Source organism: Streptomyces sp. ASQP_92, from assembly GCF_025399895.1.
Lineage (GTDB): Bacteria > Actinomycetota > Actinomycetes > Streptomycetales > Streptomycetaceae > Streptomyces.
In genome coordinates this window covers 479,087-505,020 of the sequence record NZ_JAODUA010000002.1, presented here as the reverse complement: position 1 = coordinate 505,020, position 25,934 = coordinate 479,087, and the positions used below count along the sequence as shown (strand labels likewise).

At 73.5% G+C, this 25,934-nt stretch carries 15 protein-coding genes; 13 read left to right on the top strand and 2 right to left on the bottom strand.

Going from position 1 to position 25,934, the window contains the following annotated elements; translation table 11 throughout:
• The first annotated feature begins 69 nt into the window (after positions 1–69).
• The 6 genes from N4G70_RS08335 (at position 70) to N4G70_RS08310 (ending at position 6,387) form a co-directional block, all read left to right on the top strand.
• Positions 70–1,041 carry an ATP-binding cassette domain-containing protein gene (locus tag N4G70_RS08335; RefSeq protein ID WP_261711835.1) on the top strand — a complete coding sequence of 324 codons (972 nt, stop codon included), beginning with the start codon at positions 70–72 and terminating at the stop codon, positions 1,039–1,041.
• Positions 1,038–1,820 carry an ABC transporter permease gene (locus N4G70_RS08330; protein ID WP_261711833.1) on the top strand — a complete coding sequence of 261 codons (783 nt, stop codon included), beginning with the start codon at positions 1,038–1,040 and terminating at the stop codon, positions 1,818–1,820. The genes N4G70_RS08335 and N4G70_RS08330 overlap by 4 nt, the downstream gene beginning before the upstream one ends.
• A complete protein-coding gene (locus N4G70_RS08325; protein WP_261711832.1) occupies positions 1,817–2,626 on the top strand; it encodes an ABC transporter permease in 810 nt (269 codons plus the stop codon). The genes N4G70_RS08330 and N4G70_RS08325 overlap by 4 nt, the downstream gene beginning before the upstream one ends.
• Positions 2,627–2,674: 48 nt before the next feature.
• Positions 2,675–3,892 (top strand): NAD(P)/FAD-dependent oxidoreductase, encoded by a 1,218-nt coding sequence (locus N4G70_RS08320; protein ID WP_261711831.1) that lies wholly within the window; start codon positions 2,675–2,677, stop codon positions 3,890–3,892.
• Positions 3,893–3,899: 7 nt separating this feature from the next.
• A complete protein-coding gene (locus N4G70_RS08315; protein WP_261711830.1) occupies positions 3,900–5,339 on the top strand; it encodes an NAD(P)/FAD-dependent oxidoreductase in 1,440 nt (479 codons plus the stop codon).
• 226 nt (positions 5,340–5,565) lie between these two features.
• Positions 5,566–6,387: an alpha/beta fold hydrolase gene (locus tag N4G70_RS08310; RefSeq protein WP_261711829.1), complete on the top strand. Its 822-nt coding sequence runs from the start codon at positions 5,566–5,568 to the stop codon at positions 6,385–6,387.
• 113 nt (positions 6,388–6,500) lie between these two features.
• On the opposite strand, the gene N4G70_RS08305 is transcribed toward N4G70_RS08310, so the two are convergent.
• Together N4G70_RS08305 and N4G70_RS08300 are read right to left on the bottom strand one after the other, a co-directional pair.
• Positions 6,501–7,673, bottom strand: coding sequence for a bifunctional 2-polyprenyl-6-hydroxyphenol methylase/3-demethylubiquinol 3-O-methyltransferase UbiG (locus N4G70_RS08305; RefSeq protein WP_261711828.1), 1,173 nt, complete (start codon positions 7,671–7,673; stop codon positions 6,501–6,503).
• Positions 7,674–7,694: 21 nt separating this feature from the next.
• On the bottom strand, positions 7,695–8,669 hold the full coding sequence (locus N4G70_RS08300) for a ferritin-like domain-containing protein (RefSeq protein ID WP_261711827.1): 975 nt from the start codon (positions 8,667–8,669) through the stop codon (positions 7,695–7,697).
• 109 nt (positions 8,670–8,778) lie between these two features.
• Here N4G70_RS08300 and N4G70_RS08295 point away from each other — a divergent pair, with 109 nt between their 5' ends.
• Genes N4G70_RS08295 through N4G70_RS08265 form a run of 7 tightly spaced genes read left to right on the top strand, consistent with a single transcriptional unit; the run spans position 8,779 to position 25,837 of the window.
• Complete coding sequence (locus N4G70_RS08295; RefSeq protein WP_261711826.1) at positions 8,779–10,074, top strand: condensation domain-containing protein; 1,296 nt, start codon at positions 8,779–8,781, stop codon at positions 10,072–10,074.
• A 39-nt stretch (positions 10,075–10,113) separates the two neighbouring features.
• On the top strand, positions 10,114–16,701 hold the full coding sequence (locus N4G70_RS08290) for a non-ribosomal peptide synthetase (protein WP_261711825.1): 6,588 nt from the start codon (positions 10,114–10,116) through the stop codon (positions 16,699–16,701).
• On the top strand, positions 16,698–22,163 hold the full coding sequence (locus tag N4G70_RS08285) for a non-ribosomal peptide synthetase (protein ID WP_261711824.1): 5,466 nt from the start codon (positions 16,698–16,700) through the stop codon (positions 22,161–22,163). The genes N4G70_RS08290 and N4G70_RS08285 overlap by 4 nt, the downstream gene beginning before the upstream one ends.
• Complete coding sequence (locus tag N4G70_RS08280; RefSeq protein WP_261711822.1) at positions 22,160–23,314, top strand: saccharopine dehydrogenase NADP-binding domain-containing protein; 1,155 nt, start codon at positions 22,160–22,162, stop codon at positions 23,312–23,314. The genes N4G70_RS08285 and N4G70_RS08280 overlap by 4 nt, the downstream gene beginning before the upstream one ends.
• Positions 23,311–24,441, top strand: a complete 1,131-nt coding sequence (locus N4G70_RS08275) for a Gfo/Idh/MocA family oxidoreductase (RefSeq protein WP_261711821.1) — start codon at positions 23,311–23,313, stop codon at positions 24,439–24,441. The genes N4G70_RS08280 and N4G70_RS08275 overlap by 4 nt, the downstream gene beginning before the upstream one ends.
• Positions 24,438–25,205, top strand: coding sequence for a thioesterase II family protein (locus tag N4G70_RS08270; RefSeq protein ID WP_261711820.1), 768 nt, complete (start codon positions 24,438–24,440; stop codon positions 25,203–25,205). The genes N4G70_RS08275 and N4G70_RS08270 overlap by 4 nt, the downstream gene beginning before the upstream one ends.
• Entirely contained in the window at positions 25,202–25,837 is a 636-nt protein-coding gene (locus tag N4G70_RS08265) for an O-methyltransferase (RefSeq protein ID WP_261711819.1), read from the top strand. Before N4G70_RS08270 ends, N4G70_RS08265 begins: the two co-directional genes overlap by 4 nt.
• The last annotated feature ends 97 nt before the right edge of the window (positions 25,838–25,934 follow it).

The following is a 25,934-nucleotide window of genomic DNA, read 5'->3' as shown; positions in this document are numbered from 1 at the left end:
GTTCGCGTCGTTCCGTTGGAGCGGGTTCCGCGACCGCGGAGCCTCCTGTGTGAGGAAAGGGGTCCTGCTGTGGCCGAAGCGGCGATCGAGATCGATCGGCTCCGCAAGAGTTTCGGGCCCAAGGCGGCCGTGGACGACGTGTCGTTCTCCGTGGCCGCGGGCACCGTCGTCGGCCTTCTGGGCCCCAACGGCGCGGGCAAGACCACCGTCATCAACTGCCTCACCACGCTGCTCACCCCGGACGGTGGCACCGCCCGGCTCGACGGGCACGACGTCACCACCGACCCGGCGGGCGTCCGTGCCAGCGTCGCCGTCACCGGCCAGTTCGCCGCCGTGGACGAGACGCTCACCGGCCGGGAGAACCTGGTGTTCTTCGGCCGTCTCCTCCGGCTCACCCGCTCGGGTGCGCAGGCCCGCGCCACCGAACTCCTGGACCGCTTCGGCCTGTCCGAGTCCGGCGACCGGCCGGTCGGGCAGTATTCGGGCGGCATGCGGCGCAGGCTCGACCTGGCCGCGAGCCTGGTCGTACCGCGCCCGATCCTGGTCCTCGACGAGCCGACGACCGGGCTCGACCCGCGCAGCCGCCAGGCCCTGTGGGACGCGGTGCGTGAGCTGGCCCGCGACGGCATGGCGATCCTGCTCACCACCCAGTACCTGGAGGAGGCCGACGCGCTCGCCGAGCGGATCGTCGTCATCGACGAGGGCCGGGTGATCGCGGAGGGCACGCCCAAGGAGCTCAAGAAGGACGTGGGCGGTTCCGTGTGCGAGGTGCAGATCGCCGACGCGGGCGACCGGGCCCGCGCGGCCGGCGCGCTCGCGGGCTTCGCGGGGGTGCAGGAGCGGGACGACACCCTGGTCGTCCCGATGCGCGGCGCCGACGAACTCTCCGGCATCGTGCGCGCGCTCGACGGCGCTGCCCTGCGGGCCGATGACATCGCCGTGCACCCGCCCACCCTCAACGACGTCTTCTTCGCCCTGACCAAGGACCACCGGGGCACCGGCGACCCGGCGTCGGGCGCGGCCGCAGAGGGCCGTTCATGAGCGCCCCGGCGCCCCCGACGGGGCCCGCCTTCCTCAACGACGTAACCGTGCTGGCGGAGCGCGACCTCAAGCGCTCCTTCAGCAAGGGCGCCCTCTTCGGCACCGTGGTGCAGCCGTTGGTGTTCTTCGGCATCTTCTACGCCACGTTCAGTGGCATGCTCGCCGACAAGGGCATCGACTACGGGCCTTCGGTGACCCCCACCCTGGTGGTCCAGGCCCTGATGTTCATCGCGATCGCCTCGGCGATGGCGCTGGCCGCCGACCGCGGCAGCGGACTGTTCAGCCGGCTGCGGACGATGCCGATCAGCAGTGCCGCCCTGGGCGCGGCCCGGCTGCTGACCGTCGCCGCGGAGGCGGTGATCTCCACCGTGGTGATCACGCTGGTGGCCCATCTCGCCGGATTCCGTTTCCACGAGGGGCCGTTGGCGGCGCTCGGCTTCGTCCTGGTCGCGGTTCTGTTCGCCGCCGCGCTGGCCGCCGTCACCGCCACCCTCGGTCTGACCCTGCGCAGCCAGGAGGCGTTGGCCGCCGCCCTGTATCTGCCCTATCTGCCCCTGCTCGTGGTGTCGAGCGGGTTCGTTCCGGCCGCACTGTTCCCCGGCTGGCTCCAGCCGGTCGTCGACGTCTCCCCCGTCTCCGCCGTCGTGGACGCGCTGCGCGCCCTGTCGGACGGCGCCACCGGCACCGGCCGGGTCTGGCCCGCACTGGTGTGGTGTGCCGGGCTGATCCTGCTGTGCGGGTGGACCACCGCACGCGCCTTCCGGAAGGTGACCCAGTGACCGCGACAGCCGGCGTACGCCCAGCGCTTCCCTCGACGGCTTCGGGACTCTGGGCGGAGAGCCGGATCATCGCCGGCCGGGTCCTGAAACTGTTCCTGCGCAGCCCAATGATGCTGGTGGCCACCTTCGGCTTCCCGCTGCTCCAACTGTTCATGCTGCTGGCCGCGTTCAACATCCTGGTCCACGACACGCTGGGCGAGAGCTATGTGGTGCGCCTCGCCCCGCTGATCATCCTGATCACGGCGTTCTCGGCCATCGGCTCCAGCTCGATCGCCTTCTGGGTGGACATCCGCAGCGGCGTCTTCAACCGGCTGCGGGCCATGCCGATCAACGCCCTGTCCATGCTGTTCGGGCGGATGCTGGGCGACCTGGTCCGCATCCTGGCCATCGCGGCCCTGGTGGCGGCCATCGCCCAGATCCCGGGGTTCCGCTTCGAGCAGGGTGTCGTGGCCGCGCTGGGCTTCTTCGTCCTGGTGGCCCTGTTCGGCCTGATGTGCACCTCGCTCGCGGTGGTCGCCGCACTCCTGGCGCCCTACCCGCCGGTCATCATGCGCTGGGTTCAACTGCCCACTCTGGCCCTGACGTTGATGTCCTCGGGCTATATGCCGCTGGACGCCTACCCCGGCGCGATCCGCCCGATCGTGGCGGCGCAGCCCGTCTCCACGGCGGTGGAGGCGCTGGTCGGCCTCTCGCACGGCGGGCCCCTGCTGGTGCCGGTGCTCGCCACGGTCGCCTGGACCGTCGGCGTGAGTGTGCTCTGCGCGTACGTGACGGTCGTCAAGTTCCGTAATTTCGTGGCAGGTTGACGCCGGTCCCGGCCAGTCCGGCGACCGGGCGGAGGAGGAAGTACGCCCATGCCCCACGCTCGTTCCTTCGACACTCCCGGCGACAAGCGGGTCCTCATCGTGGGCTGCGGGATCACCGGCCCGGTGCTCGCGCTGTTCCTGCGCGGCTGCGGGTTCGAGCCCGTGCTGTACGAGGCCCGCGACGAACCGGACGACGCGGCCGGGTCGTTCCTCAACCTGGGGCCCAACGGGCGCAGCGTCCTGGAGAGCCTCGGCATCGCGGAGGAGGTCCTGCGCGCCGGCGAACCCACCACCCACCTGGTCTTCGCCAACCATCGGGGCCGCACCATCGGCAGAAATCCCGAGCGGACCACCGTCATCAAGCGCGGTCTGCTCAACAAGGGGCTGCGTCAGGCGGCCGAAGAGGCGGGCGTACCGGTCGAGTTCGGCAAACGGCTCGTCCGCGTCGACCAGGACGGTCCGCGCCGGGTCACCGCCCGGTTCGCGGACGGCACGACGGCCCGCGGCGCTCTGCTCGTCGGCGCCGACGGCATCAACTCCGCGACCCGGGCGGCCGTGTTCCCCGAGGCGCCGGCGCCCAGCTTCACCCAGGGCATCGGCTCCGGCGGCTTCGCCCGCACCAAGGGAGCCGGGGAGGCGGACGGCGTCCTGCGGATGGTGTTCGGGCTGCGCGGGTTCTTCGGCTACCAGGTGCTTCCCGGCGGGGAGGTCTACTGGTTCGAGAACCACACCGAGACCGTGGAGCCCGCCAAGGGGTGGGCCGCGTCGATCACCGACGACCAGTGGCGGGACGACCTGTTGCGCCGGCACGCCGCCGATCACCGGGTGGTCGCGGGGATACTGCGCGCGACCGAGGGCCCCATAGGCCGCTGGCCGCTCTACGACCTGCCCTCGCTGCCCACCTGGCACCGCCAGAACGTATGCCTGCTCGGTGACGCGGCCCACGCCATATCCCCGCACCTGGGCCAGGGCGCGGCCCTGGGCATGGAGGACGCCGTCGTCCTCGCCAAGTGCCTGCGCGACGAGGCCGACCCGGCCCGGGCGTTCGCCGCCTTCGAGGGCATCCGGCGACCCCGGGTGGAAGGGCTGGTGCGGCGGGCCCGGCGCACCGGTGGGCACATGACGCCCAACGGGCCGGTGGGGCGGGCCCTGCGCGATCTGATGCTCCCCTTCTTCCTGCGGCTGAGCGTGAAGAGCGCGGACGACGTCTACGGATACCGCGTCGCCTGGGACGCGGACGCTCCGGACCACGCGGCGGCGAGGTGAGCGCGCGATGGCCGACGTCCTGGTGATCGGCGCCGGGCTCGCCGGGTCGGCCGCGGCGCTGTTCGCCGCCCGGCGCGGCCATCGGGTGACCGTTCTGGAGAGCGGGGAACCGCCGCCCGACGCGGGCCCCGACGACGACGTACGCCTGTGGCGGCGCCCGGAGGTTCCGCACGCCCGCCAGGGCCATGCCTTCCTCGCCCTGGCGACACGGGTGCTGCGCGAGGAGGCCCCCGACGTACTGGCGGCCCTCGCGGCGCGGGGCGCGGTGCCGGTCCCGCTCACGGCGGGCCTGCCGGACGCTACCGTCCTTTCCCGGCGCCTGGTGTACGAGGGCGTGCTGCGCCGTGCCGCGCGGGCCGAGCCGGGTGTCACGTTCGCGCACGGCACCCGGGTGGCGGGGCTTCGGCTCTGTGGTGATGTCCGGGGCGTACCGCGGGTGGTGGGGGTGCGGACGGCGGGGCGCGAGGAGTTCCGGGCCGATCTCGTGGTCGACGCGAGCGGCCGGCGCTCCCGGATCGCGCGATGGCTCACCGATGTCGCCCTGCCGGCGCCGAGCGAGACCGCCCAGCCCTGCGGGTTCTTCTATCTGACGCGCCACTACCGGCTGCGTCCCGGCCACCGCTTCCCCTCCCTCGCGGCCCCGCAGATCGCCGAGCTGCCGTACGCGACCGCGCTGGTCTTCCCCGGCGACAACGACACCTTCCAGCTCTCGGCGACGGTCGCGGTGTCCGATCCACTGCGCCACCGGCTGCGCGAACCTGACACGTTCACCCGCTTCCTGGCGGCGGTGCCCCGCACGGCGGTCTGGCTCGACTGCGGGGTGCCGCTCGACGATCCGGCGCCCATGGGCAACATCGAGAACCGGTGGCGGCGGCTCCTGGACGAGCGGGGCCGGCCGGCGGCGGCCGGGCTCGTGCTGCTCGGGGACGCCGCCGTGCAGACCAACCCCACCTTCGGGCGGGGCACCTCCCTCGCGTTCGCCCACGCCCAGCGGCTGGCCCGGGTCGCGGACGGCGCGGCCGATGACCCGCTCGCCGCGGTGATCGCGTTCGAGGAGTGGACCGCCGCCCATCAGGGGCGCTGGTTCGGTCTTCAACTCGCCTCGGACGAGGCGCGGTTCGCCCAGTTGCGGGCCGGCCTCCGGGGTGAGCGCGCGGCTCCGCCCGAGGATCTGCCCAACCGGTTCGTGCGGGCGATGGCGGTGCTGCGGGAGGACGACGAGGTGGTGGGCGAGGCAGCGCGGCGCCTCTACAACATGCTGATGACCCCTCAGGACCTGATGGCGGACCGTACCGTCTCCCGTCGCATCCTCGCCTTCCTGCGCGACCATCCCCTGCCCGAGCCGCCCGTGGAGGGTCCCGACCGGGCCGCGTTCGAGTCCTTGGTGACGGGCGGTTCTGTACGGGACCTGTCAGCGGTACCGCCGCAGCGCGCCCCGCGCCGTTAGCGTCGTCGGACGGGCCGCGCCGACCGAGGACCGCCCCGCGCGGTCCTCGGCCCGGCCCCGTACCCGGGCCTGCGGCCCCTCGGCCCGCTCCCTACCCAGGCCTCTCGCCCCTCGGCCCGGCTCCGAACCCCGGCCGCTCGGCGGCCGGCCCCCGGTCCCGGGCCGTGCGGGCCCCACCCACCGAACCCCCGCCCGAGCATCGGGCGAGTCCGTGAAGGACGGCAGCGTGGAGATCTCTCTCAAGACCGGCGTCACCCTGAGCTACGACATCTTCGGGGACCCCGACGGCAGCCCCGTGCTGCTGGTCCCCGGCCAGCACCAGGCGAACCTGTTCCACCAGATGCAGGTCCCCTTCCTGACCAAGCGCGGCCACCGGGTGATCACCTTCGACCACCGGGGCGTACCGCCGTCGCAGGAGACGCCTCCGCCGTACACCATGGAGGGCCTGGCCGAGGACGTGGCCGCGCTCATCGAGCAGCTGGACGTGGGCCCCTGTGCCATCGTCGGCTACTCACTCGGCGCCACCATCATCCTCGAACTCGCCGTGGAGCGGCCCGAGTTGCTCACCCGGGCCGTACTGGTCGGGGTGCCCTGGAAGCCGAGCGCGCTGCACCGGGCGATCCGCGAGGACGCCCTCGAACGGCTGCGGGCCGGGGTGGTGATGCCGCCCGTGATGGAGGGCATCTACCGGGCGATGTATCTGTTCGGGCCGCGTGCGCTCAACCGGGACGCCTTCATCGGGCCGTATCTGGAGGGGTTGCGCGGCCTCGCCGAGTCCGGCGGGCACGGCGCGCTCGGCCACGCCGAGGCTTCGGCGTCCTATGACCCGGACGCCGAGCGCATCGCGGGCATCACCGTGCCCTGTCTGGTGGTCGGCATGGAGCACGACATCATGTCGCCCTACCCGCTGGCCCGGGAGCTCGCCAAGATCATCCCGGAGTGCGAGTACCGGGAGATCAAGAACAGCGGGCACGCGGCGCTCCTGGAGAAGCCCACCGAGGTGAACATGCTGCTCGACGAGTTCCTGGGCGGCGGCGCCACGCGCTAGACGCTGAAGCGGCGAAGGGCCTGCGGCGCCTCGCCGTGGGCCCCGCGGTACCGAAGGGCCCGGAGGCCCCGGCGGCCTCCGGGCCCTTCGCCGCGCTCTGTGCGCAGTCGCTCTCAGAGCAGGTGGTAGAGCCGGTGGAAGGTGTGCCGCACGGGCAGCACCCGCACCCGCGCGAAGCCCGCCTCCGAGGCGTACGCCCGGACCGTGCCGGGGCGCATCACGGTCCCGGTGGCCGCCGACGGCTGCTCCGCCATGCCGACCGGCAGACAGTGCAGCAGGCTCACCGCGTACTGGAAGCGCTCGGTCTCCGAGGCGGGCGCCGTGAACCGCTCCCCCACGTTGGGTTCCATCAGGAGCACCGATCCGCCCGGCGCCAGCAGGGCCCGGCAGGACCGCAGTACCTCCACCGGCCGCGCCATGTCGTGCAGTGCGTCGAAGACGCACACCAGGTCGTAGCGGCCCGCGAGTTCCCGGTCGGCGGCGTCGCGCACCTCGAAGGTCACCCGGTCGGCCACCCCCGCCTCGCGCGCGTTCGCGCGCGCGTCGAGCACCGACCGCTCGTCCAGGTCGAGGCCGTGCACCCGGGCCCTCGGGTAGGCCTGGGCCAGCGCGATCGAGGAGTAGCCCGAACCGCAGGCCACGTCCGCGACCACACCTCCGTCGCCGCCGAGCGCGGCGTGCACCTCGGGCAGGGTGGCCGCGATCCATCCGGCGAGCTGGTGCTGGAAGACCGACCGGTTCAACCCGGCCTGCCCGCCCCGCAGTTCGGGCCCGAACCGCTCGTAGGCGATGCCCTGCCCGGTACGGAACGCGTCGATGAGCTGGGGAAGGACCGAGGCCATACCGCCGATGGGGAGCAGCACGAGGGGGGCGATCGAGAAGAGGCTGCCGGGGTCGGTCAGCGCCTCCGCGTGGCCGGGCGGCAGCACGAACACCCGGCGGTCCGGCTCGGTGTCGCCCGGCACGGTGGTCAGGATGCCGGCCGCGGCCTGCTGTTCGAGCCACTCCCGGGCGTACCGGGGGGCGATGCCCGCGCGCTCGGCCAGTTGCGGGGCGGTCGCGGGACCGCCCTCGGCCAGCGCGTCGTAGAGGCCGAGCCGCAGCCCCAGGTACGCCGTCATCAGCTCGGCCGCGCCGAGGCCCGCCATGAACAGGCGCACCGACAGGGCCTGCGCCGTTGTGGGGGGCGCGGCGGACTCGGGGGCCGGGCGGGCGCCGGGGAGCCTCGGGGTCGCGGTGGGGCGCGGGTTCGGGGGGCGGGGTGCGAAGCGGTCGGGCGGGGTCATGGGTGGGTGCCTCCGTCGAGTTCAGCCGGTGCGGCGGCCCGGTGGCCGGCGCACCGGCGAGCCGTCGCCGAGCAGGTCGAGCCGGTCGAGGCCCTGGCGGACGCGGCCGGTCAGCAGGTCGATGTGGTCGAGGGCGCTCACCACCCGGGTGAAGACGGTGCGCCGGTAGGCGACCATGGCCCGGTCGCCCGCCGCGTACCGCACCCCCGCCGCGCGGTCGACGTCCAGGCGTTCCCACAGGTCACCGAGGAGGAAGCGCCGGCGCATCAGGGCCGCGGCGTCCAGGACCAGGTCCTCGCGTTCGGCCCGTTCGGCGCTGCTGAACTCGCGGTGGACCTCCCGCAGGGCGAGCACCCCGAAGGAGACGTGCCGGGCCTCGTCGCGGGCGACCAGGGTGGTGATGCGGCGGATGAGCGGGTCGTGGAAGGTGGTGCCCGCGAGCCGGAACGCCGCCATCGCCAGGGCCTCCACCACGATCTGCATCCCGAGGGCGGTGATGTCCCAGCGGGCGTCGGACAGGACGTCCTTCAGCAGGGCGTGCAGGGCCTCGTTGACCGCGTACGGCTGGGGGATCTTCTCGCGCAGATAGCGCGAGAACACTTCGACATGGCGCGCCTCGTCGGTGACCTGGCTCGCCGCGCACAGCTTGGACTCGACGTCGGGCAGCTCCTGGACGAGCCGGGCGGCCGCGGCCAGGGCGGCCTGTTCGCCGTGCAGGAACTGACTGACCAGCCAGCTCTGCAGCTCCCATCGGAAGGTGTCCCACATCGGCCGGCCCCGCACCGCCATCGGCGAGGCCTCGAAGGAGGCACGCGCGAAGTCGGTCCCGTCCGGCAGGGGCACGCCGAAGGGCACCGGCAGCGACCAGTCCAGGTCCCCGGCGCTCCACTGCTGCTCCTGGGCCCGCTGATACAGGCGGTGCAATTGGGGCGTGCGCGGTGTGTAGTCCCAGGACAGCCGGGTGTGGCCCGGGGTCGGTAGGTCGAGGTCCCGCATGCCGGGGACGCTAGCAGCGCGACGTCCCGCACCGGCTGTTTCTTTCAATGCCGCCAAGTATCTTTCAGTGCCCGAAGCCGCCCGGGTGGCGATCGGTAGCTTGAGCGCCGTGGGGAATTCCGAAGAGCGCGAGACCGAACCTTCCGTGGGGCAGCGGCTGTTGTGGTTCCTCGATCGCTATCGCGGTCAGGACGGAGCGCTCAACTGCCCCATGATGTGCCGCATTGACGGCCCGCTGGACCCGTCCGTTCTCCGTACGGCGCTCGACCGGGTTTACGCCCGCCATGACGCGCTGCGTACGGTATTCGGCGGAGGCGGCAGAAAGCTGCGCCAAATCGTGCGCCCGCCCCACCCGTTGGAGGTGCGGCAGGTCGATCTGCGGGGCGAGGCGGACGCCGCGTCGGTGGTGCGGTCCCGGATCGCCGAGGAACTCGCCACCCGGATCGACCCGACCGTCAGCGCGGTGCGCTGCACGCTGTGGCGGGTCGCCGACGACGAGCACGTGCTGTGCTTCAACATGCACCACCTGGTCACGGACTCCTGGTCGTGCGGCATCGTCTTCCAGGATCTGTGCGCCGAGCTCGACCGCCTGTCCGGCGGCACCAAGGAGCCGGTCGAGGGGGGATGGCAGTTCGGCGAGTTCGCCGCATGGCAGCGCGACGCGCTCGACCATGGTGAGCTGAAGAACCAACTAGCCTACTGGCAGCGGGAGTTGCGTGACCTCGATCTGCCCGCGCTGCCCACGCGGGACGACCCGGGTCCGCGCCGGACCGCCCTGGTGCGCGGCGAGCTGTCCGCCGCGACGGTCGCCTCGCTGCGCGCGCTGGCCGTCGGCCGGGGCAGCTCCCTCTTCGCCGCCATGCTCACCCTGTACTACGCCACGCTGCACCGCACGACCGGCCGTACCGATCTGGCGGTGGCGTCCCTGTACGCCAACCGGCTGCGGCCGCAGACCCGCCGCACGGTCGGCTTCCTGGCCAACATGGTCGTGCTGCGCACCCGCGTCACACCGTCCGCCCCGGTCACCGAGGCGCTCAAGGCGACGCACGAGACCGTGGTGGGCGGATTCCTCAACCAGGGAATTCCGTATCAGCTGTTGCCGCTACCGGGTTCCGGAAACGACGGGGCACGCGCCGACGACATCGTCTTCCAGATGCTGGCCGAACCGGTCTACAGCATCACCGTCGGCGATCTCGACATAGAGGTTCTGGTGCCGGACGGAGTGGGCAGCAGATTCGAACTGGAACTGGTCCTCGTGCCGCACAGCGCGGGTTTCCATGTCCTGCTCTTCTACAACGAGGGACGCTTCACTTCCGCCTTCGCCCAGGAATTCGTCCACCGTTTCATGGCGGCATCGGAATTGGTCGCCAAGAACGCGGACCTGCCCGTCAGCCGGATCTGTTGACCACCCTCGGGGGCACCCATGGGAATTTCGCTCGATGACATGCGCAGGGCCGTCGCGGACCTGCTGGAGGAGCCCGTCGCGTCCGTCCTGGACGACGACGACCTGGTGGCCCGGGGCCTGGACTCGATGGGTGTCATGCGGCTCGCCGGGCTCTGGCGCAGGGACGGCGTCGCCGTCACGTTCGGCGAGCTCATCGAGCGGCCCCGGCTGCGCGACTGGTGGGCGCTGGCGAGCGGACGGGAGGGCGGAGGGGAGGGCTCAGGGCCGCAGGACCCGGGCGGCCGGGGGTTCGAAGTGGCTCCGGACGGCGGGGCGTTGGGGCAGGACCCGTACGGCACCGGAGACGCGGACACCGCCGAGACGGATCCCTTCCCGCTGGCGCCCATGCAGTACGCGTACTGGATCGGCCGCTCCGAAGGGCAGCCGCTGGGCAGCGGCAGCCACTTCTACTTCGAGTTCGACGGTCCGGCCCTGGATCCCGGGCGCCTGGACGCGGCGCTGCGCGCCCTGACCGGCCGGCACGCCATGCTGCGGGCCCGCTTCCTCGACGACGGCACCCAGCGCATCGGCGAGACACCCAGCGGACTCGCCGCCGTACACGATCTGCGCTCCCGGCCCGCCGCGGAGGCGGAGGCCGAACTGGCGCGGCTGCGCGAGCGGTTGTCGCATCAGCGGATGGACGCCGCGCGCGGGCAGGTGCTCGACGTACGGCTCACCCTGCTCCCCGGCGGCACGGGCCGGCTCCACGTGGACATCGACATGCTGGTGTGCGACGCGATGAGCTTCCGCATCGTCGTCGCCGACCTGGCACGCCACTACGACCGCCCGGACGAGCGTCCCGCGCCGCCCGCCTACAGCTACCGCCGCTACCTCGCCGAGCGCACCGCGCACCCCGCCGAGGGGCGTGAGCGGGATCGCGCCTACTGGACGGAGCATCTCGCCACGCTGCCATCGGGGCCCCAACTGCCGCTGACCACCGCCCCGGAGCGGGTCCGCGCACCGCGCACGACGAGGCGCAGCCATCTGCTCGGCGCGGCCGAGCGGGGCCGGCTCCTGGCCCTGGCGCGCGCCCATGGCGTCAGCGCCTCCATGGCGCTCGCGGCCTGTTACGCCGATGTGCTGTCCCTGTGGAGCGCCGAGGAGCGCTTCCTGCTCAACCTTCCGCTCTTCGACCGCGCGCCGGTCCACCCCGAAGTGCCGTATCTGGTGGGCGACTTCACCGGTCTGCTGCTGTTGACCGTCGAGGCCCGGCAGGGGAACTCCTTCGCCGAGCGGGCCCGTCAGGTGCAGGCCGGATTCCGGGAGGCCGCCGCGCACGGCGACTACCCCGGCACCGAGGTGCTGCGCGATCTGGCCCGGACCCGGCGGGGCGCGGCGCTCGCGCCGGTCGTCTTCACCAGCGCGCTCAGCATGGGCGAGCTGTTCGGCCCCGACGTCCGGGGCGTCCTGGGCGAGCCCGCCTGGATGAGTTCGCAGACCCCGCAGGTGTGGATGGACCTTCAGGTCGTCGAGGAGGCCGACGGGATCCGGCTGAACTGGGAGTCGGTGGACGCGCTCTTCCCCGAGGGCGCCGTGGAGGACATGTTCGGGGCCTTTCGCACCCTGGTGTCCCGGCTGACCGCGCCCGGCGCCGACTGGGACGGCCCGCTGCCGGAGCTGCTCCCCGCACGCCGGCTCCAGGTACGCGAGCGCGTGAACGCGACCACCCGCCCCCTCGCCGACGCGCCGCTGCACAGCGCGTTCTTCGCGACGGCCGCCACCGATCCCGGGCGTCCCGCGCTGCTGTGGCGCGGCGGCCGGCTGGGCTACGGCGAGGTCGCCGAGCGGGCCCTGCGGCTGGCGGGGCGGCTGCGCGAGCGGGGTCTCACCCCGGGCGATACGGTCCTGGTCACCCTGCCCAAGGGGCCCGACCAGATCGTCGCCACCCTCGGGGTGCTCGCGGCGGGCGGCGTCCATGTGCCCGTCGGGGTGAACCAGCCCGCCGAGCGCGTGGCACGCATCCGGGCCTCCAGCGGCGCCCGCTTCCAGGTCACCGCCGCCATGCTCACCGAGTCCCGCTCGGCGCACCCGCTCGCCGCGCCCGCCGTCCCCGCCACCGACGAGCCCGCCTATCTGATCTACACCTCGGGCTCCACCGGCCTTCCCAAGGGCGTCGTGGTCTCGCACCGGGCGGCCCGCAACACCGTCGCCGCGCTCGGCGAGCACTTCGCGGTCGGGCCGCGCGACCGGACGCTGGCCGTGTCCGCGCTCGACTTCGACCTGTCCGTCTACGACATCTTCGGACCCCTGTCGGCGGGTGGCGCGGTGGTCTGTGTGACCGAGGCCGAGCGGCGCGACGCGCACGCCTGGCTCGCGCTGGTGCGGGAGCACGAGGTCACCGTCGTCAACTGTGTGCCCACCCTGTTCGCAATGCTCCTGGAGGCGGCCCGGGCGGAGGGCGGCGCGCCCTCGCTGCGCCTGGCGATGCTGGGCGGCGACCGGGTGCCCTTCGCGCTGGCCGAAGCGGCGGCGGACGTCTTCCCCGGGTTGCGCTTCGCCGGGCTCGGCGGCACCACGGAGACCGCGATCCACTCCACCGTGTACGAGGTCAACGGGCAGCAGGAACAAGGGAGTTGCGTGCCCTATGGGGTACCGCTCGCCAACCAGCGGTGCCGGGTGGTCGATCCCCAGGGCCGGGACCGGCCCGACTGGGTGCCCGGTGAGCTGTGGATCGGCGGGGCGTCGGTGGCGCGGGGATACCGGGGCGACCCGGAGCGCACCGCCGACCGGTTCGTGACGTACCAGGGCACGCGCTGGTACCGCACCGGCGATCTGGCCCGCTACTGGCCGGACGGCACCGTCGAGTTCCTGGGCCGGTCCGACTTCCAGGTGAAGATCCGGGGCCACCGCATCGAACCCGGCGAGATCGAGGCCGCCCTCGTGGCGCACCCCGGGGTGACGGCTGCCGCCGTGGTGCCCGTCGGGGACGAGCCGCGCCGGCTCGCCGCCGCGGTGGTGCTCCGCACCGGCGCGGAGGACCTCGAACCCGGTACGGACACGGCCGGGCAGGAGAGCGAGGGGCCGTGGGCCGAGGCGCTGCGCGACCATCTGGCGGCTCTCCTGCCCGCCCCCATGATCCCCGACCGGCTGACCGCCCTGGCGGCCCTGCCCCTGAACGCCAACGGCAAGGTCGACCGGGCCGCGCTGACGGAGCTGCTGTCCGCGGCCCCCCGGGCGGGCGCCGCGCACACACCTGCGCAGGGGCCCGTGGAGAGGGCCGTCGCGGCCCTGTGGGAGGAGTTGCTCGGCGCCGAGCGGGTCGGGCGCACCGACGACTTCTTCGCGCTGGGCGGGGACAGCCTGCTCGCCACCCGGCTCCTCAACCGGCTCAGGGCCGAGGGCCTGCACGGCGCCGACCTCGGGAGGCTGTTCACCGCGCCGACTCTGCGGGACTTCGCCGCCGGGCTCACCCCGGGCCGCCCGACCACGCTGCCCACGGTCGTCGCGGACCCGCAGCGGCGCGGCGAGCCGTTCCCCGCCACCGATGTGCAGCGCGCGTACTGGCTGGGGCGCGGCTCGGACTTCACGCTGGGCGGCGTCGGATCGTACTGGTACTGGGAGTTCGACGGCCAGGACGTGGACCTCGCGCTGCTTGAGGACGTCTGGAACCGGCTCGTCGAGCGGCACGAGATGATGCGGGCCGTCTTCGACGACGACGGCAACCAGAAGATCCTGCCGCGTGTGCCCCGCTTCCGCCTCACCGTCACCGACGCGGCCCCGGGCCACGAACAGGAGGCCCTGGACGGGCAGCGCGCCGCCATGGACCACCGGGTCTTCGACGTCGGCCGCTGGCCGCTGTTCGACATCGCCGCGACCCGCTACGGCTCCGGCCGCGCCAGGATCGCCTTCGGCTTCGACTACATCGTGCTCGACGCCCTGAGCATCATGACCCTGTTCTGGGAGCTGGCCACCCTCTACCGCGCCCCGGACACCCAACTCCCGCCGCTGGGCGTCTCGTTCCGGGACTATGTCCTTCAGGCCGGCCCGGCCGAGGACGATCTCGTGGCGGACCGGGCGTACTGGCGGGCCCGGTTGGAGGAGCTGCCGCCCGCGCCCGCGCTGCCGCTGGCCGTCGACCCCGCGCACGTGACCTCGCCCCGGTTCGCCCGGCGCGAGTTCCTGCTGGACGCCGCCACCTGGTCGGGGCTGACCGCGCGCGGCCGGGACGTCGGCCTCACCCCGTCCGCGCTGCTCGCCACGGCCTTCGCCGACGTGCTCGCCGCGTGGAGCACGCATCCCGGCGTCACCCTGAACCTGACGCTCTTCGACCGGCGGGAGGTGCACCCCGACATCAACGACATCGTCGGCGACTTCACCTCGCTGCTCCTGGTCGGGCACCGGCCGCGCGCGGGTGAGGGCTGGGCGTCGGGCGTCCGCCGCTTCCAGGAGCAGATCTGGGAGGGCCTCCAGCACAGTTCGGTCTCCGCGCTCTGGGTGCTGCGTGAACTCGCCCTGCGCGACGGGGTGATGGACTCCCCGATGCCGGTCGTCTTCACCAGCACCCTCGGCGTCTCCGACCGGCTCGCCGATCTCACCATGCCGTTCGGGGAGCAGGTCCACGGCCTGTCCCAGACGCCCCAGGTCTGGCTCGACTGCCAGGTCGTCGAGCGCGGCCGGGGTCTCGCCATCAACTGGGACGTGGTGGAGGAGCTCTTCCCCGACGGGGTCGTGGCCGACATGTTCGCCGCGTACGAGGGTCTGCTGCACACCCTCGCCGGGGCGGACTGGGCGGCCGAGGTCGCCGTGCCGCTGCCGGCCGCGCAGCGCGAGGCCCGTGCCGCCGCCAACGCGACCGGAAGCGTGACGAAGGGCGGCCTTCTGCACGGGGCGTTCTTCGAGCGGGCGTGCAGCGAACCGGAGCGTGCCGCCCTGCTGTGGGGCGAGTCGGGGCGGCTGGACTACGCGTCCCTGGCGAGCCGGGCGCTGGCCGTCGCCGGGGCGCTGCGGGCCGCCGGAGTGCGGCCGTCGGACCTGGTCGCCGTGGTGGTGCCCAAGGGCCCCGACCAGATCGCCGCGGTGCTCGGCGTGCTGGCCGCCGGGGCCGCCTATGTGCCGGTGGGCGTGGACCAGCCGGCCGCCCGCCGGGCCCGCATCCTCGCCGGGGCCGGAGCCACGGTGGCCCTGACATCCGGCACGGGCGGCGACTGGCCGCGCGAGGTCCAACGGGTCGATGTGGCGGACGCGTTCGGTGCCGAGCCGCTGGAGCGGCCCGTCGAGGTGTCCGACGAGGAGCTCGCGTACACCATCTTCACCTCGGGTTCCACGGGTGAGCCCAAGGGGGTCGAGATCACGCACCGGGCCGCCGCCAACACCGTCGAGGACATCGGCGAACGGTTCGCCGTGGGCCCCGACGACCGGGTTCTGGCGCTCTCCGCCCTCGACTTCGACCTGTCCGTCTACGACGTCTTCGGGCCGCTGTCGGCGGGCGGCGCCCTCGTTCTGGTCGCCGAGGAGGACCGGCGCGAGCCGCACGCCTGGCTGGGTTCCGTCCGCGCCCATGGGGTGACGCTGTGGAACACGGTGCCCGCGCTGCTCGACATGCTGCTGGTGGCCGGCGCCGACGGGCCCCCGCTCGACAGTCTGCGCCTGGCGCTGGTCTCCGGCGACTGGGTCGGCCTCGATCTGCCGGGCCGGCTCGCCGAGCGGGCGCCGGGCTGCCGGCTGGTCGCGCTCGGCGGCGCCACCGAAGCCGCGATCTGGTCCAACTTCCACGTGGTGGAGCACCTGCTGCCCGGCTGGCCGTCCATCCCGTACGGCACTCCGCTGCGGGGCCAGCGCTACCGCGTGGCCGACGCGCTCGGGCGGGACCGTCCCGACTGGGTGCCCGGCGAGCTGTGGATCGGCGGCGCCGGAGTGGCCGCCGGCTACCGGGGGGACGCGGCGCGCACCGCCGAGCGGTTCGTCATGCACGGCGGGGAGCGCTGGTACCGCACCGGGGACCTCGGCCGCTACCGGCCGGGCGCGGTGCTCGAATTCCTGGGCCGCGAGGACCACCAGGTCAAGGTGGGTGGGCATCGCATCGAGCTGGGTGAGATCGAGGCGGCGCTCGGCTCGCTCCCCGGTGTGGCCCGCGCGGTCGCGCTGACGGCCGGGGTGCGCCCGCGCCACCACATCGTCGCCTTCGTCGTGTCGAGGACCGCGATCGCCCCCGACGCCGACGTGCTGCGCGATCAGCTCGCCGAGCGGCTGCCGGCCTACATGGTCCCGGACCGCATCGAGGCCGTGGAGCGGCTGCCGCTCACCGCCAACGGCAAGGTGGACCGTGCCGCACTCGGCGAACTCGCCGCCGGCGCGGGAGCCGGGCCGGACCTCGACGAGCCGCCCCGGGGAGAGTGGGAGCAGGTGGTCGCCGCCGTCTTCGGCGCGGTTCTGGAGACCGAACGGGTCGGCCGCGGCGAGAGCTTCTTCCTGCTCGGCGGGGACAGCCTCACCGCGACCCGGGCCACCGAGGAGCTCCACCGCGCCACCGGACTTCGGCTGACGCTGCGTCAGTTCTTTGCCGCGCCCACCGTGAGCGCGCTCGCCGCGCTCGTCCAGGAGCAATGCGACACGACCGCCCCGACCGCCATGGAAGAGGGAACCCTATGAACATCGCCGGGCTCTTGGCCGAACTGGAGGCCGCCGGGGTCGAGTTGTGGGAGGAGTCGGGACGGCTGCGCTTCCGCGCCCCGCAGGGCGCGCTGACCGGCGAACACCGCGAGACCCTGCGCGCCCACAAGGAGCAGGTGCTCGCCCACCTGCGCGAGGAGCGCTCGCGCACGACGGTCGTGCACCACCCCGAGGACCGCCACACCCCGTTCCCGCTCACCGACGTCCAGACGGCCTATCTGCTGGGCCGCAAGGACCTGTTCGCCTACGGGGGCGTCGCCTGCCACGCCTACGGGGAGCTGCGTTTCACCACGCTGGACCCGGCCCGGATGGAGAAGGCCTGGCAGCTTCTGGTCGAGCGGCACGACATGCTGCGGGCCGTCGTCGACGAGGAGGGCTCCCAGCGGGTGCTGGCGGCGGTCGCCCCGTACCGCATCGAGGTCACCGATGTCGCCTCCGCCACCCCGGCGCGGGCCGCCGAGGCACTGGCCGCGCAGCGGGCCGAGATGGACCACCAGATCAGGCCGGCGGGCGTGTGGCCGCTGTTCGACCTGCGGGCCACCCTGTTCGCCGACCACGCCCTGCTGCATGTCTCGCTGGACTTCCTGATCGCCGACTATGTGTCGATCAATCTGCTCCTCGACGAACTGCGCACCCTGTACGCGGACCCGGCCGCCACCCTGCCCGAGCTGCCGGTCACCTTCCGGGACTATCTGCTGGCCGAGCGCGGTCTGCGCGGGAGCAGCCGCTACGAGCGCGACCGCGCCTATTGGCTGGACCGCGTGGACGAGCTGCCGCCCGCCCCGGCGTTCCCGATGCGCGAGGCCCCGGCCGCCGAGGGCCCGGCCCGCTTCACGCGCCGTCGCATGGCGCTGTCCCGGCCGCGCTGGCGGGCGCTGCGCGACACGGCGACCGCCCGTGGCCTGACCCCGTCGGGCGCGGTGCTCGCCGCGTACGCCGAGGTCATCGGCCGGTGGTCGAACCGCCGGCGTTTCACCCTCGACCTCACGCTGCTCAACCGGCTCCCGCTGCACCCCCAAGTCGGCTCTCTGGTGGGCGACTTCACCTCCGTCGAGCTCCTGGAGGTCGACCGCTCGGCGGGCGACACCTTCGCCGAGCGGGGCACGCGACTGCTGGGGCGGCTCTTCGAGGACCTCGACCACCGGCTGTTCACCGGCGTCGAGGTGATGCGCGAGCTCGCCCGCAGGCGCGGGCAGGAGGCCGCCCTGATGCCGGTCGTCTTCACCAGTGCGATCGGCCTCGGGGACGCCGCGTCCGCCCCGGCCGAGGACACCGAGGGCCGTCTGGTGCACGGCATCAGCCAGACCCCGCAGGTGTGGATCGACTGCCAGGTCATGGAGGACCGCGACGGGCTCTCGCTCAACTGGGACGTGCGCGAGGGTGTGCTCGCGGACGGCGTGGTGGACGCCATGTTCGCCTCCTTCCGCGCCCTGGTCGAGCGCATGGCAAGCGACCCCGCCGTGTGGGACCTCGCGGTGCCGACCGAGCTGCCCCCCGAGCAGCTGGCGCGACGCGCCGCCGCCAACGCCACCGAGGGCCCGCTGCCCGACGCGCTGCTGCACGAGGGCGCCTTCGCGGCCGCCGCCCGCGCCCCCGAGAGCCCCGCCGTGATCTGCGGGGACACCGTGCTCAGCCATGGCGAGGTCGCCGCCCGCGCCCACGCGGTGGCCGCCGCCCTCAAGGACGCGGGGTACGGGCCGGGCGATCCGGTGGCCGTGGTGATGGACAAGAGCTGGGAACAAGTGGTGGCCGTCCTCGGCGTCCTGCTCGCGGGGGCCGTCTACGTCCCGATCGACACCCATCAGCCCGAGGCGCGCCGCGAGCGGATGCTCCGGGACGCCAAGATCGGCTGCGCGCTGGTGCGTTCGGAGCGCACCGCGCTGCCCGAGGGCGTCACCGCCATCGAGGTGGGGGCGCTGCCTGAGGCACCGGTGGCCCCGGTGGCGCGGCTGCGCGACCCGGACGATCTCGCGTACGTCATCTACACCTCGGGCTCGACCGGCAGCCCCAAGGGCGTCATGATCAGCCACCGCGGCGCGGTGAACACGATCGACGACATCAACGAGCGGTTCTCGGTCGGCCCGGACGACCGGGTCCTGGCCCTGGCCAACCTCGGGTTCGACCTGTCGGTCTACGACGTGTTCGGCGTCCTGGCCGCGGGCGGCGCCCTGGTCCTGCCCGACCCCGACCGGCGCGCCGACCCCTCGCACTGGGCCGACCTCGTCGCCCGGCACGGGGTCACCCTGTGGAACTCCGTACCGGCTCAGCTGCACATGGTCAACGAGTACCTCACCACCGAGCCGCTGCCGCTGCCCTCGCTGCGCCTGGCCCTGCTGTCCGGCGACTGGATACCGGTGTCGCTGCCCGACTCCATCCGCGCCAAGGTGCCGGGCCTGACCGTCGTGTCGCTTGGCGGGGCGACGGAGGCGTCGATCTGGTCGATCCTGCACCCCATCGGCGAGGTGACACCCGGACTGCCCTCCATCCCGTACGGACGGCCGCTCACCAACCAGCGCTTCCACGTCCTGGACGCGGCGATGGAGCCCTGCCCGGACCTGGTGGCGGGCGAGCTGTACATCGCGGGTGCCGGGCTCGCCCTCGGTTACCTGGGCGACGAGGAGAGGACCGCCGAACGCTTCCTCACCCACCCGCGCACCGGGGAGCGCCTCTACCGCACCGGCGACCTGGGCCGCCGTCTGCCCGACGGGGAGATCGAGTTCCTCGGCCGGGACGACCGCCAGGTCAAGATCCGGGGCCATCGCATCGAGACGGCGGAGGTCGAGGCGGCTCTGCGCAGCCACCCCGCCGTCGCCGACTGCGTGGTGCTCGTCGACGGCGAACGGCCGTGGGAGCGGCGCCTGATGGCGTTCGCCGAGACCGCCCGCACCCCGGCCGGCGGCGCCGAACGGGACGGCGCTCTGGTCGCGGCGGTGACCGCCGACGGCGAGGAGGTCAGGGCCGGGGTCGACGCCGAACAGGTCGTCGGCTTCGCCCGGCGCCTGGACGAGGCGGCGCTGCTCGCGATGATGGACGTGCTCCAGAACAGCGGCCTGTTCGCCACGGACCGCGAGCGGCACTCGCTCGACACGATCCTCGGCTCGGCGCGTGTCGCGCCCAAACACCACCGGCTGGTGCGCCGCTGGCTCGCCGCCCTGGAGCGCGAGGGCTATGTGGCGCGCTCACCCGAGGACGGGCACTACCGCGCGCTGCGCCGGGCCGAGCCCGGCGCCGTCGACGAGGCGTGGCAGCGCGTCGACGGAGCGCTGCCCACCGCCCAGGACGGCTCGGAGCTCCTGAGCTACTTCCGCACCGCCACCGCCCATCTGCCGCAGCTGCTGCGCGACGAGCAGGACCCGGTCCAACTCCTGTTCCCCGAGGGCAGGTTGGAGATCCAGGAGGCCGCGTATACGGAGGGGTTCCTCAACTCCTACCTCAACCGCGTCGCCACCTCCGTGGTCCAGCGGATCGCCCAGGAGCACGCCCCGCACGGCACCCTGCGCCTGCTCGAAGTGGGCGCGGGCGTGGGCGGCGTGAGCGTCGAGGCGGTGCCCCGGCTGGCGGGCAGCGACTGCTCGTATCTGTTCACCGACGTGTCGCAGTTCTTCCTGAACAAGGCGGCCGAGCGTTTCGCCGACTTCCCCTGGGTGAACTACCAGCTCTTCGACATGAACGAGGAGTACCGCCCGCAGGGCATCGAGCCCAACTCGCTCGACGTGATCCTGTGCGGCAACGTCATGCACTACTCGCGGAACGCCTCGGTGGTCCTGGGCCGGATGCGGGAGATGCTCGCGCCGGGCGGCTGGCTCATCTTCATCGAGACGACCCGCGACAACTACCAGATCCTGACGTCGATGGAGTTCCTCTTCGACGCCACCGCGGGTGACTTCGAGGACGTGCGCAAGGGCGCCGACCAGACCTTCGTCACCCGCGACCAGTGGCTGGAGCTGATCGAGGGCGCGGACGGCGAGACGGTGGTGTGCCTGCCCGGGACCGACGACCCGCTGTCCACCATCGGCATGCACGTCTTCGCCGTCCGGTTCAAGCGGGACCGCGTCGCGGCGAACGCCGCCGACGTCCTGGACCACGTGGCCGAGCGCCTGCCCGAGGAGATGGTCCCGGCCCACCTCCAGCTCGTGGACGCGCTGCCGCTCACCGACAACGGCAAGACGGACCGGCGCGCCCTGGCGTCCTGGCTGCTGCCCCGGGGCGCCGTCGAACAGCGCGCCCCCGGTGGCGACCTGGTTCCGCTGAGCGACCTGGAACAGCGCGTCCGGGCCGCCTGGTGCACGGTGCTGGGCACCGGCACGGTCGGCCGCGACGAGACGTTCTACGAGGCCGGAGGCGACTCGCTGCTCGCCGCCCAGGTCGTCGGGGTGCTGCGCGAGGAGGTGGCCGAGGCCAAGCACACCTTCTTCGACGAGCTGCTGCGCGAGGTCCTCAACGGCGCCTCCGTCGCCCGTCTGGCCGCCCTGCTCTCCACCGGGGGGATCGAGGGCGAACCGCTGTCCGGCCGGCAGGGCGCGGCACCCGCACCCGGCGCCCTCCTCGGCGGCGGGGACGACGAGTGGGTGTGGGCGACCTGCTCCGAGGGCTTCGGCACGGCCGAGCGGTATGCCGCGCTGTGCGCCCCGCTGGAGGAGTCGGGCCCGCTGCTCGACCTCTCGGCCAACCACCCGCTCACCGACTACACCGAAGTTTCGCCGTCCGTGCTCATCGAGCGCGTCGCCCACGACCGGGCCCGCACCCTGCGGGCGACCGGGCACAGCCGCTTCCGGCTCGTGGGGGCCCATGTGGGCGGGGTGCTCGCCGCCGAGACGGCCCGGCTGCTCGCGGAGGGCGGCGCCGAGGTGGACCTCACGGTGATCAGCAGCTATCCGCTGCCCGCCGTCGTCGAGGACGACGCGTTCGCCGAGTACCTCTTCGCCGTCGGCGCCGGGCTCGACCCGGTGACGCTCGGGATGCCGGACGACACCCTCGTCGGCCCGGCCCTCGCCCATCTGCTGGCGGCCACGCCGGGCCGCGTGCCCCAGGGAGCCCCGTCTCAACTGGGCGGCGCGCACCGGGAGTTCGCCGACGCGTTCGCCCGCTACGCGGCGCGGCCCGCACAGGAGCGCACCGAGCTGCTCGCCGCCGCGCTCGCCACCGACCCCGACACGCTGCGCCCGCGCATCGCGGCGGGCCGCGCCCTCGCGGACGCGGCCGCCGGGCACCGACCGGAGCCGTACACGGGTGATCTCACCCTGGTCGTGCACACCGAGGAGATCGCCCTCTGGCCGACGCTGCGCGCGGACATGACGGCGTGGTGGAGCGACGGCTGCCTCGGCGAGGTCCGCCGGCTCGACGCCCCCGGCACCCACTTCGGCTGTCTGGCACCGGACCGAGCCGCCCGTATCGCGGCCCTGCTCGCCGACGCCCGTACGGAGAAGGAGAATCACGCGTGAACGCTCCGATCATCGCGGTTCTGGGAGGCTATGGCGCGGTCGGCCGCGTCGTGGCCCAGGACCTGGCCTCGGCCCACCCCTCGGCGGTGCTGCGCATCGGCGGCCGGGACCCGGAGCGCGCCGCGCGGCAGGCGGCCGACCTCATGGCGACCGGACGCCCGGGGCCGGTGGAGTCCGCGCGGGCGGACACCACCGATCCCGCCTCGCTCGACGCGTTCTGCCGGGACAGCCGCATCGTCGTCAACTGCGCGGGCCCCTCCTACCTCGTCCTGGACACGGTGGCCCGCGTCGCGCTCGCGGCGGGCGCCGACTATGTGGACGCCGGTGGTGACGAGCCCGTCCACCGGGCCCTGTCCGAGCAGCACCTCGCGGCCGGCGGCCGCACCGCGCTGCTCACGGCCGGCATGATGCCGGGCCTCACCGGACTGCTGCCCCGCTGGCTCGCCACCCAGGATCTGAGCGAGCCGAGCCGGCTCACCGCGTACGCGGGCACCATGGACCGCCTCACCCCGGCGGGCGCGGCCGACTACCTCCTCAGCCTCGGCGGCGGCTACGGCGAGGCGCAGTCGGCGTGGCGGGACGGGTCACGGGTGCTGCGCGCGCTCACCCCGCTGGCCGATGTGCGGCTGCCGTTCTTCCCCGGGACCGTCAGCGCGTATCCCTATCTGAGTTACGAGATCGAGCGGCTCGCCCGGGACCTCGGTCTGTCCACGGTGGACTGGTACAACGTGTTCGACGGCGGCTCCCACATGCTCAAGACGCTCAGCAGGTTGCAGGGCGCCATGGCTGGGCAGAGCGATCTGATGCCGGCGGCACGTGAACTCATCGACGCGGCGGCACTCGACCTGTTCGGCCGCGCCCCCTACCAGCTCTTCGCCCTGGAGCTGACGGGTCGTCACCAGGGGGCGGAGGCGACCCGCAGTCTCGTCCTGCGGGCGGGCGACACCTACCGGCTCACCGGTCTGGTCGCGGCCCTCGCGGCGAGCGCCCTCCTTGAGGGCTCGGTGGCGCCCGGCGTGCACTACGCCGCCGAGGCGCTCGATCCGTCCCTGGTGGTGGAGCGGGTGGCCAAGCTGGACGAGGTGTCCCTCCTCGCGACCTACCGGGTCCCGCTCGCCGAAGCCGGTGACACCGAGGAGGGCGAGCTGTGACCGTACCCGGACGGCGCCCCCGCCTGGTGGTGTGCGGAACCAAGTTCGGCCGGATCTACCTGGCCGGGGCCGCCCGCCCCGACTCCCCCTACGAACCGGCGGGGGTGCTGGCCCGGGGAAGCGAGCGCTCGCGCCGGGTCGCCGAGCACTACGGGGTGCCGCTCTACACCGACGTGGACGCCGTCCCCAAGGACGTGGAGGCGTGCGCCGTGGTGGTCGGCTCCGGGATCAACGGCGGCCCGGGCGCCCGCATCGCCCAGGAGCTGATGGCGCGGGGGCACCATGTGCTCCAGGAACACCCCCTGCACAAGGAGGAGTTGGCGGACTGTCTGCGGGCCGCCCGCGCCCACCGGGTGGTGTACCGGCTGAACACCCACTATCCGCATGTGGAGCCGGTGCGCCGGTTCATCGCCACCGCACGGCGGCTGCTGGCCCGCCAGCGGGCGCTGCACATCGACGCCGTCTGCTCCTTCCAGGTGCTGTACACCACCTTCGACATCATCGGCCGCGCCCTGGGCGGGGTCCGTCCGCACGCCCTCGGCTCACCGGCCCAACTGCCGCCAGAGGCACAGCAGTTGACGGACGGGCCGCCCGTGTACCGGAGCCTGGACGGGGTGGTGGGTGGGGTGCCGCTCACCCTGCGGCTCCAGAACGACATGGATCCGGGCGACCCGGACAACCACATCCATCTCTTCCACCGGATCACCCTGCACACCGAGGGCGGCCACCTCACGCTCGCCAACACCCATGGCCCGCTGCTGTGGAGCCCCCGGCCCTACATGCCGCAGGACATCCGCACCACCGCCGGGCTCGCCGGCTCGGCCGCACCCCATTTCGCCTTGCCCAGCACCGAACCCCTGGGCCCCGCCACCGCGCCGGACCACCGGGGCATCCTGGGCGAGCTGTGGCCGCAGGCCGCCGCACGCGCGCTCGGGGCACTGCGGGCAGCCGTCGCGGCCCGCGAGGACCCCGCCGGGGACGGCCAGTACCACCTGGCCCTGTGCCGGCTCACCGCCGAGGCGACCGACCGGTTCGGGCCCGTACGGCTGCACCGGGGCAGCCCGCCCGAGGTGCTGTCCGCCGCCTCGGTCGACGCGGGGCCCAGCGACCCGGGGAGCGGCCCGTGAACAGGCCACCGGACGCGAACGCCCGCTACCGCACCTGGTTCCGCTGCTACTGGCCCCGGCCGGGAGCACGCCGGCGCCTTGTGCTCTTTCCGCACGGGGGCGGCTCCGCCAGCTTCTACCGGCCGCTCGCCAAACGCATGCCGCCGTGGGTGGAGCCGCTCATCGTCCAGTACCCCGGCCGCGAGGACCGGCTCGACGATCCGCACATCGACGACATGGACCATCTGGTGGCCCGCGTCACCGAGGCGCTGCTGCCGGCCTTCGACCGCGAGGTGCTGTTCTTCGGGCACAGCATGGGCGCGGCCGTCGCCCATGAGACGGCGGCGCGCCTGGAGGCCCGGCACGGCGTCGGCCCCTCCCTGCTCGGCGTCTCCGGCCGGCCGGCGCCCCGCTTCCACAAGCCCGGCGACAAGCACCTCGACGACGCGGCGCTGTGGTACGAGCTGTCGCGGCTCGGTGCGACCCCGCCCGCGCTCCTGGGCAACGCACAGGTCCGCAAGGTCGTGCTGCCGACGCTGCGCGCCGACTACCGGCTCGTCGAGCGCTACCGGCCGCGGCCCGACACCACGGTGAGCTGCGCCGTCGCCGCCTGCCTGGGCGACAAGGACCCCGAGGTCACCGAGGCCGAGGCGCGGGCCTGGGCCGAGGTGAGCGAGGGCTCCTTCGCCTTCCGCCTCTTCGAGGGGGACCACTTCTACCTCCGCGGCCAGGAAGAGGCCCTCGCCACCTGGCTGTTGACCACCGCCGACAGGGAGAGCCCATGATCGTCCGGCCCAAGGTCGACGCGTACGCCGAGGCGTACTCCACCGGCGAACCACCCTGGCTGACCGCGCTGGCCGAGGAGACCCGCAAGGTCTGCGACGTGCCGCAGATGATGGTGGGGCCGATGGAGGGCCGCTTCCTGGCGATGCTGGTGTACATGCTGCGTCCGCGCCGGGTCCTGGAGATCGGCACGTTCACCGGCTACTCGGCCCTGTCGATGGCGGCCCAGCTCCCGCCGGAGGGGAGCCTGGTGACGTGTGAGATCGATCCGGTGCACGCCGAGATCGCCCGCCGCCACATCGGCGCCTCCCCCTGGGCGGACCGCGTGGAGGTGCGCGAGGGCCCGGCCCTCGATCAACTCGCTTCCCTGGCGGGCCCGTTCGACCTCGTCTTCCTCGACGCCGACAAGACCGGCTACAGCGCCTACTACGACCGGGTGCTGCCGCTGCTTTCGGAGCGGGGGGTGATCGCGGCGGACAACGTGCTCCAGTTCGGCGGGGTGGCCAACCCGCTCGACCAGAACGAGGACACCGTCGCGCTGCGCGCCTTCAACGAGAAGGTGCGCGACGACCCGAGGGTCGAACAGGTGGTTCTCACCGTCCGGGAAGGCATCACCCTCATCCGCCGGGTGTAGCGGGCGCGCCCCCGGCGGGCCGGGTTCTTTTCGGCCACTGAAAGAAATCCGCTCCCCTCTCCGGCGGCGCCCTAGCGTAGGGCGCGACGGCACGTCC

Bases quoted from the DNA above. Each gene is read 5' to 3' on its own strand.
- N4G70_RS08330 (WP_261711833.1), top strand. From the start codon at position 1,038: ATGAGCGCCCCGGCGCCCCCGACGGGGCCCGCCTTCCTCAACGACGTA.
- N4G70_RS08320 (WP_261711831.1), top strand. From the start codon at position 2,675: ATGCCCCACGCTCGTTCCTTCGACACTCCCGGCGACAAGCGGGTCCTC.
- N4G70_RS08315 (WP_261711830.1), top strand. From the start codon at position 3,900: ATGGCCGACGTCCTGGTGATCGGCGCCGGGCTCGCCGGGTCGGCCGCG.
- N4G70_RS08305 (WP_261711828.1), bottom strand. From the start codon at position 7,673: ATGACCCCGCCCGACCGCTTCGCACCCCGCCCCCCGAACCCGCGCCCC.
- N4G70_RS08300 (WP_261711827.1), bottom strand. From the start codon at position 8,669: ATGCGGGACCTCGACCTACCGACCCCGGGCCACACCCGGCTGTCCTGG.
- N4G70_RS08290 (WP_261711825.1), top strand. From the start codon at position 10,114: ATGCGCAGGGCCGTCGCGGACCTGCTGGAGGAGCCCGTCGCGTCCGTC.
- N4G70_RS08285 (WP_261711824.1), top strand. From the start codon at position 16,698: ATGAACATCGCCGGGCTCTTGGCCGAACTGGAGGCCGCCGGGGTCGAG.
- N4G70_RS08265 (WP_261711819.1), top strand. From the start codon at position 25,202: ATGATCGTCCGGCCCAAGGTCGACGCGTACGCCGAGGCGTACTCCACC.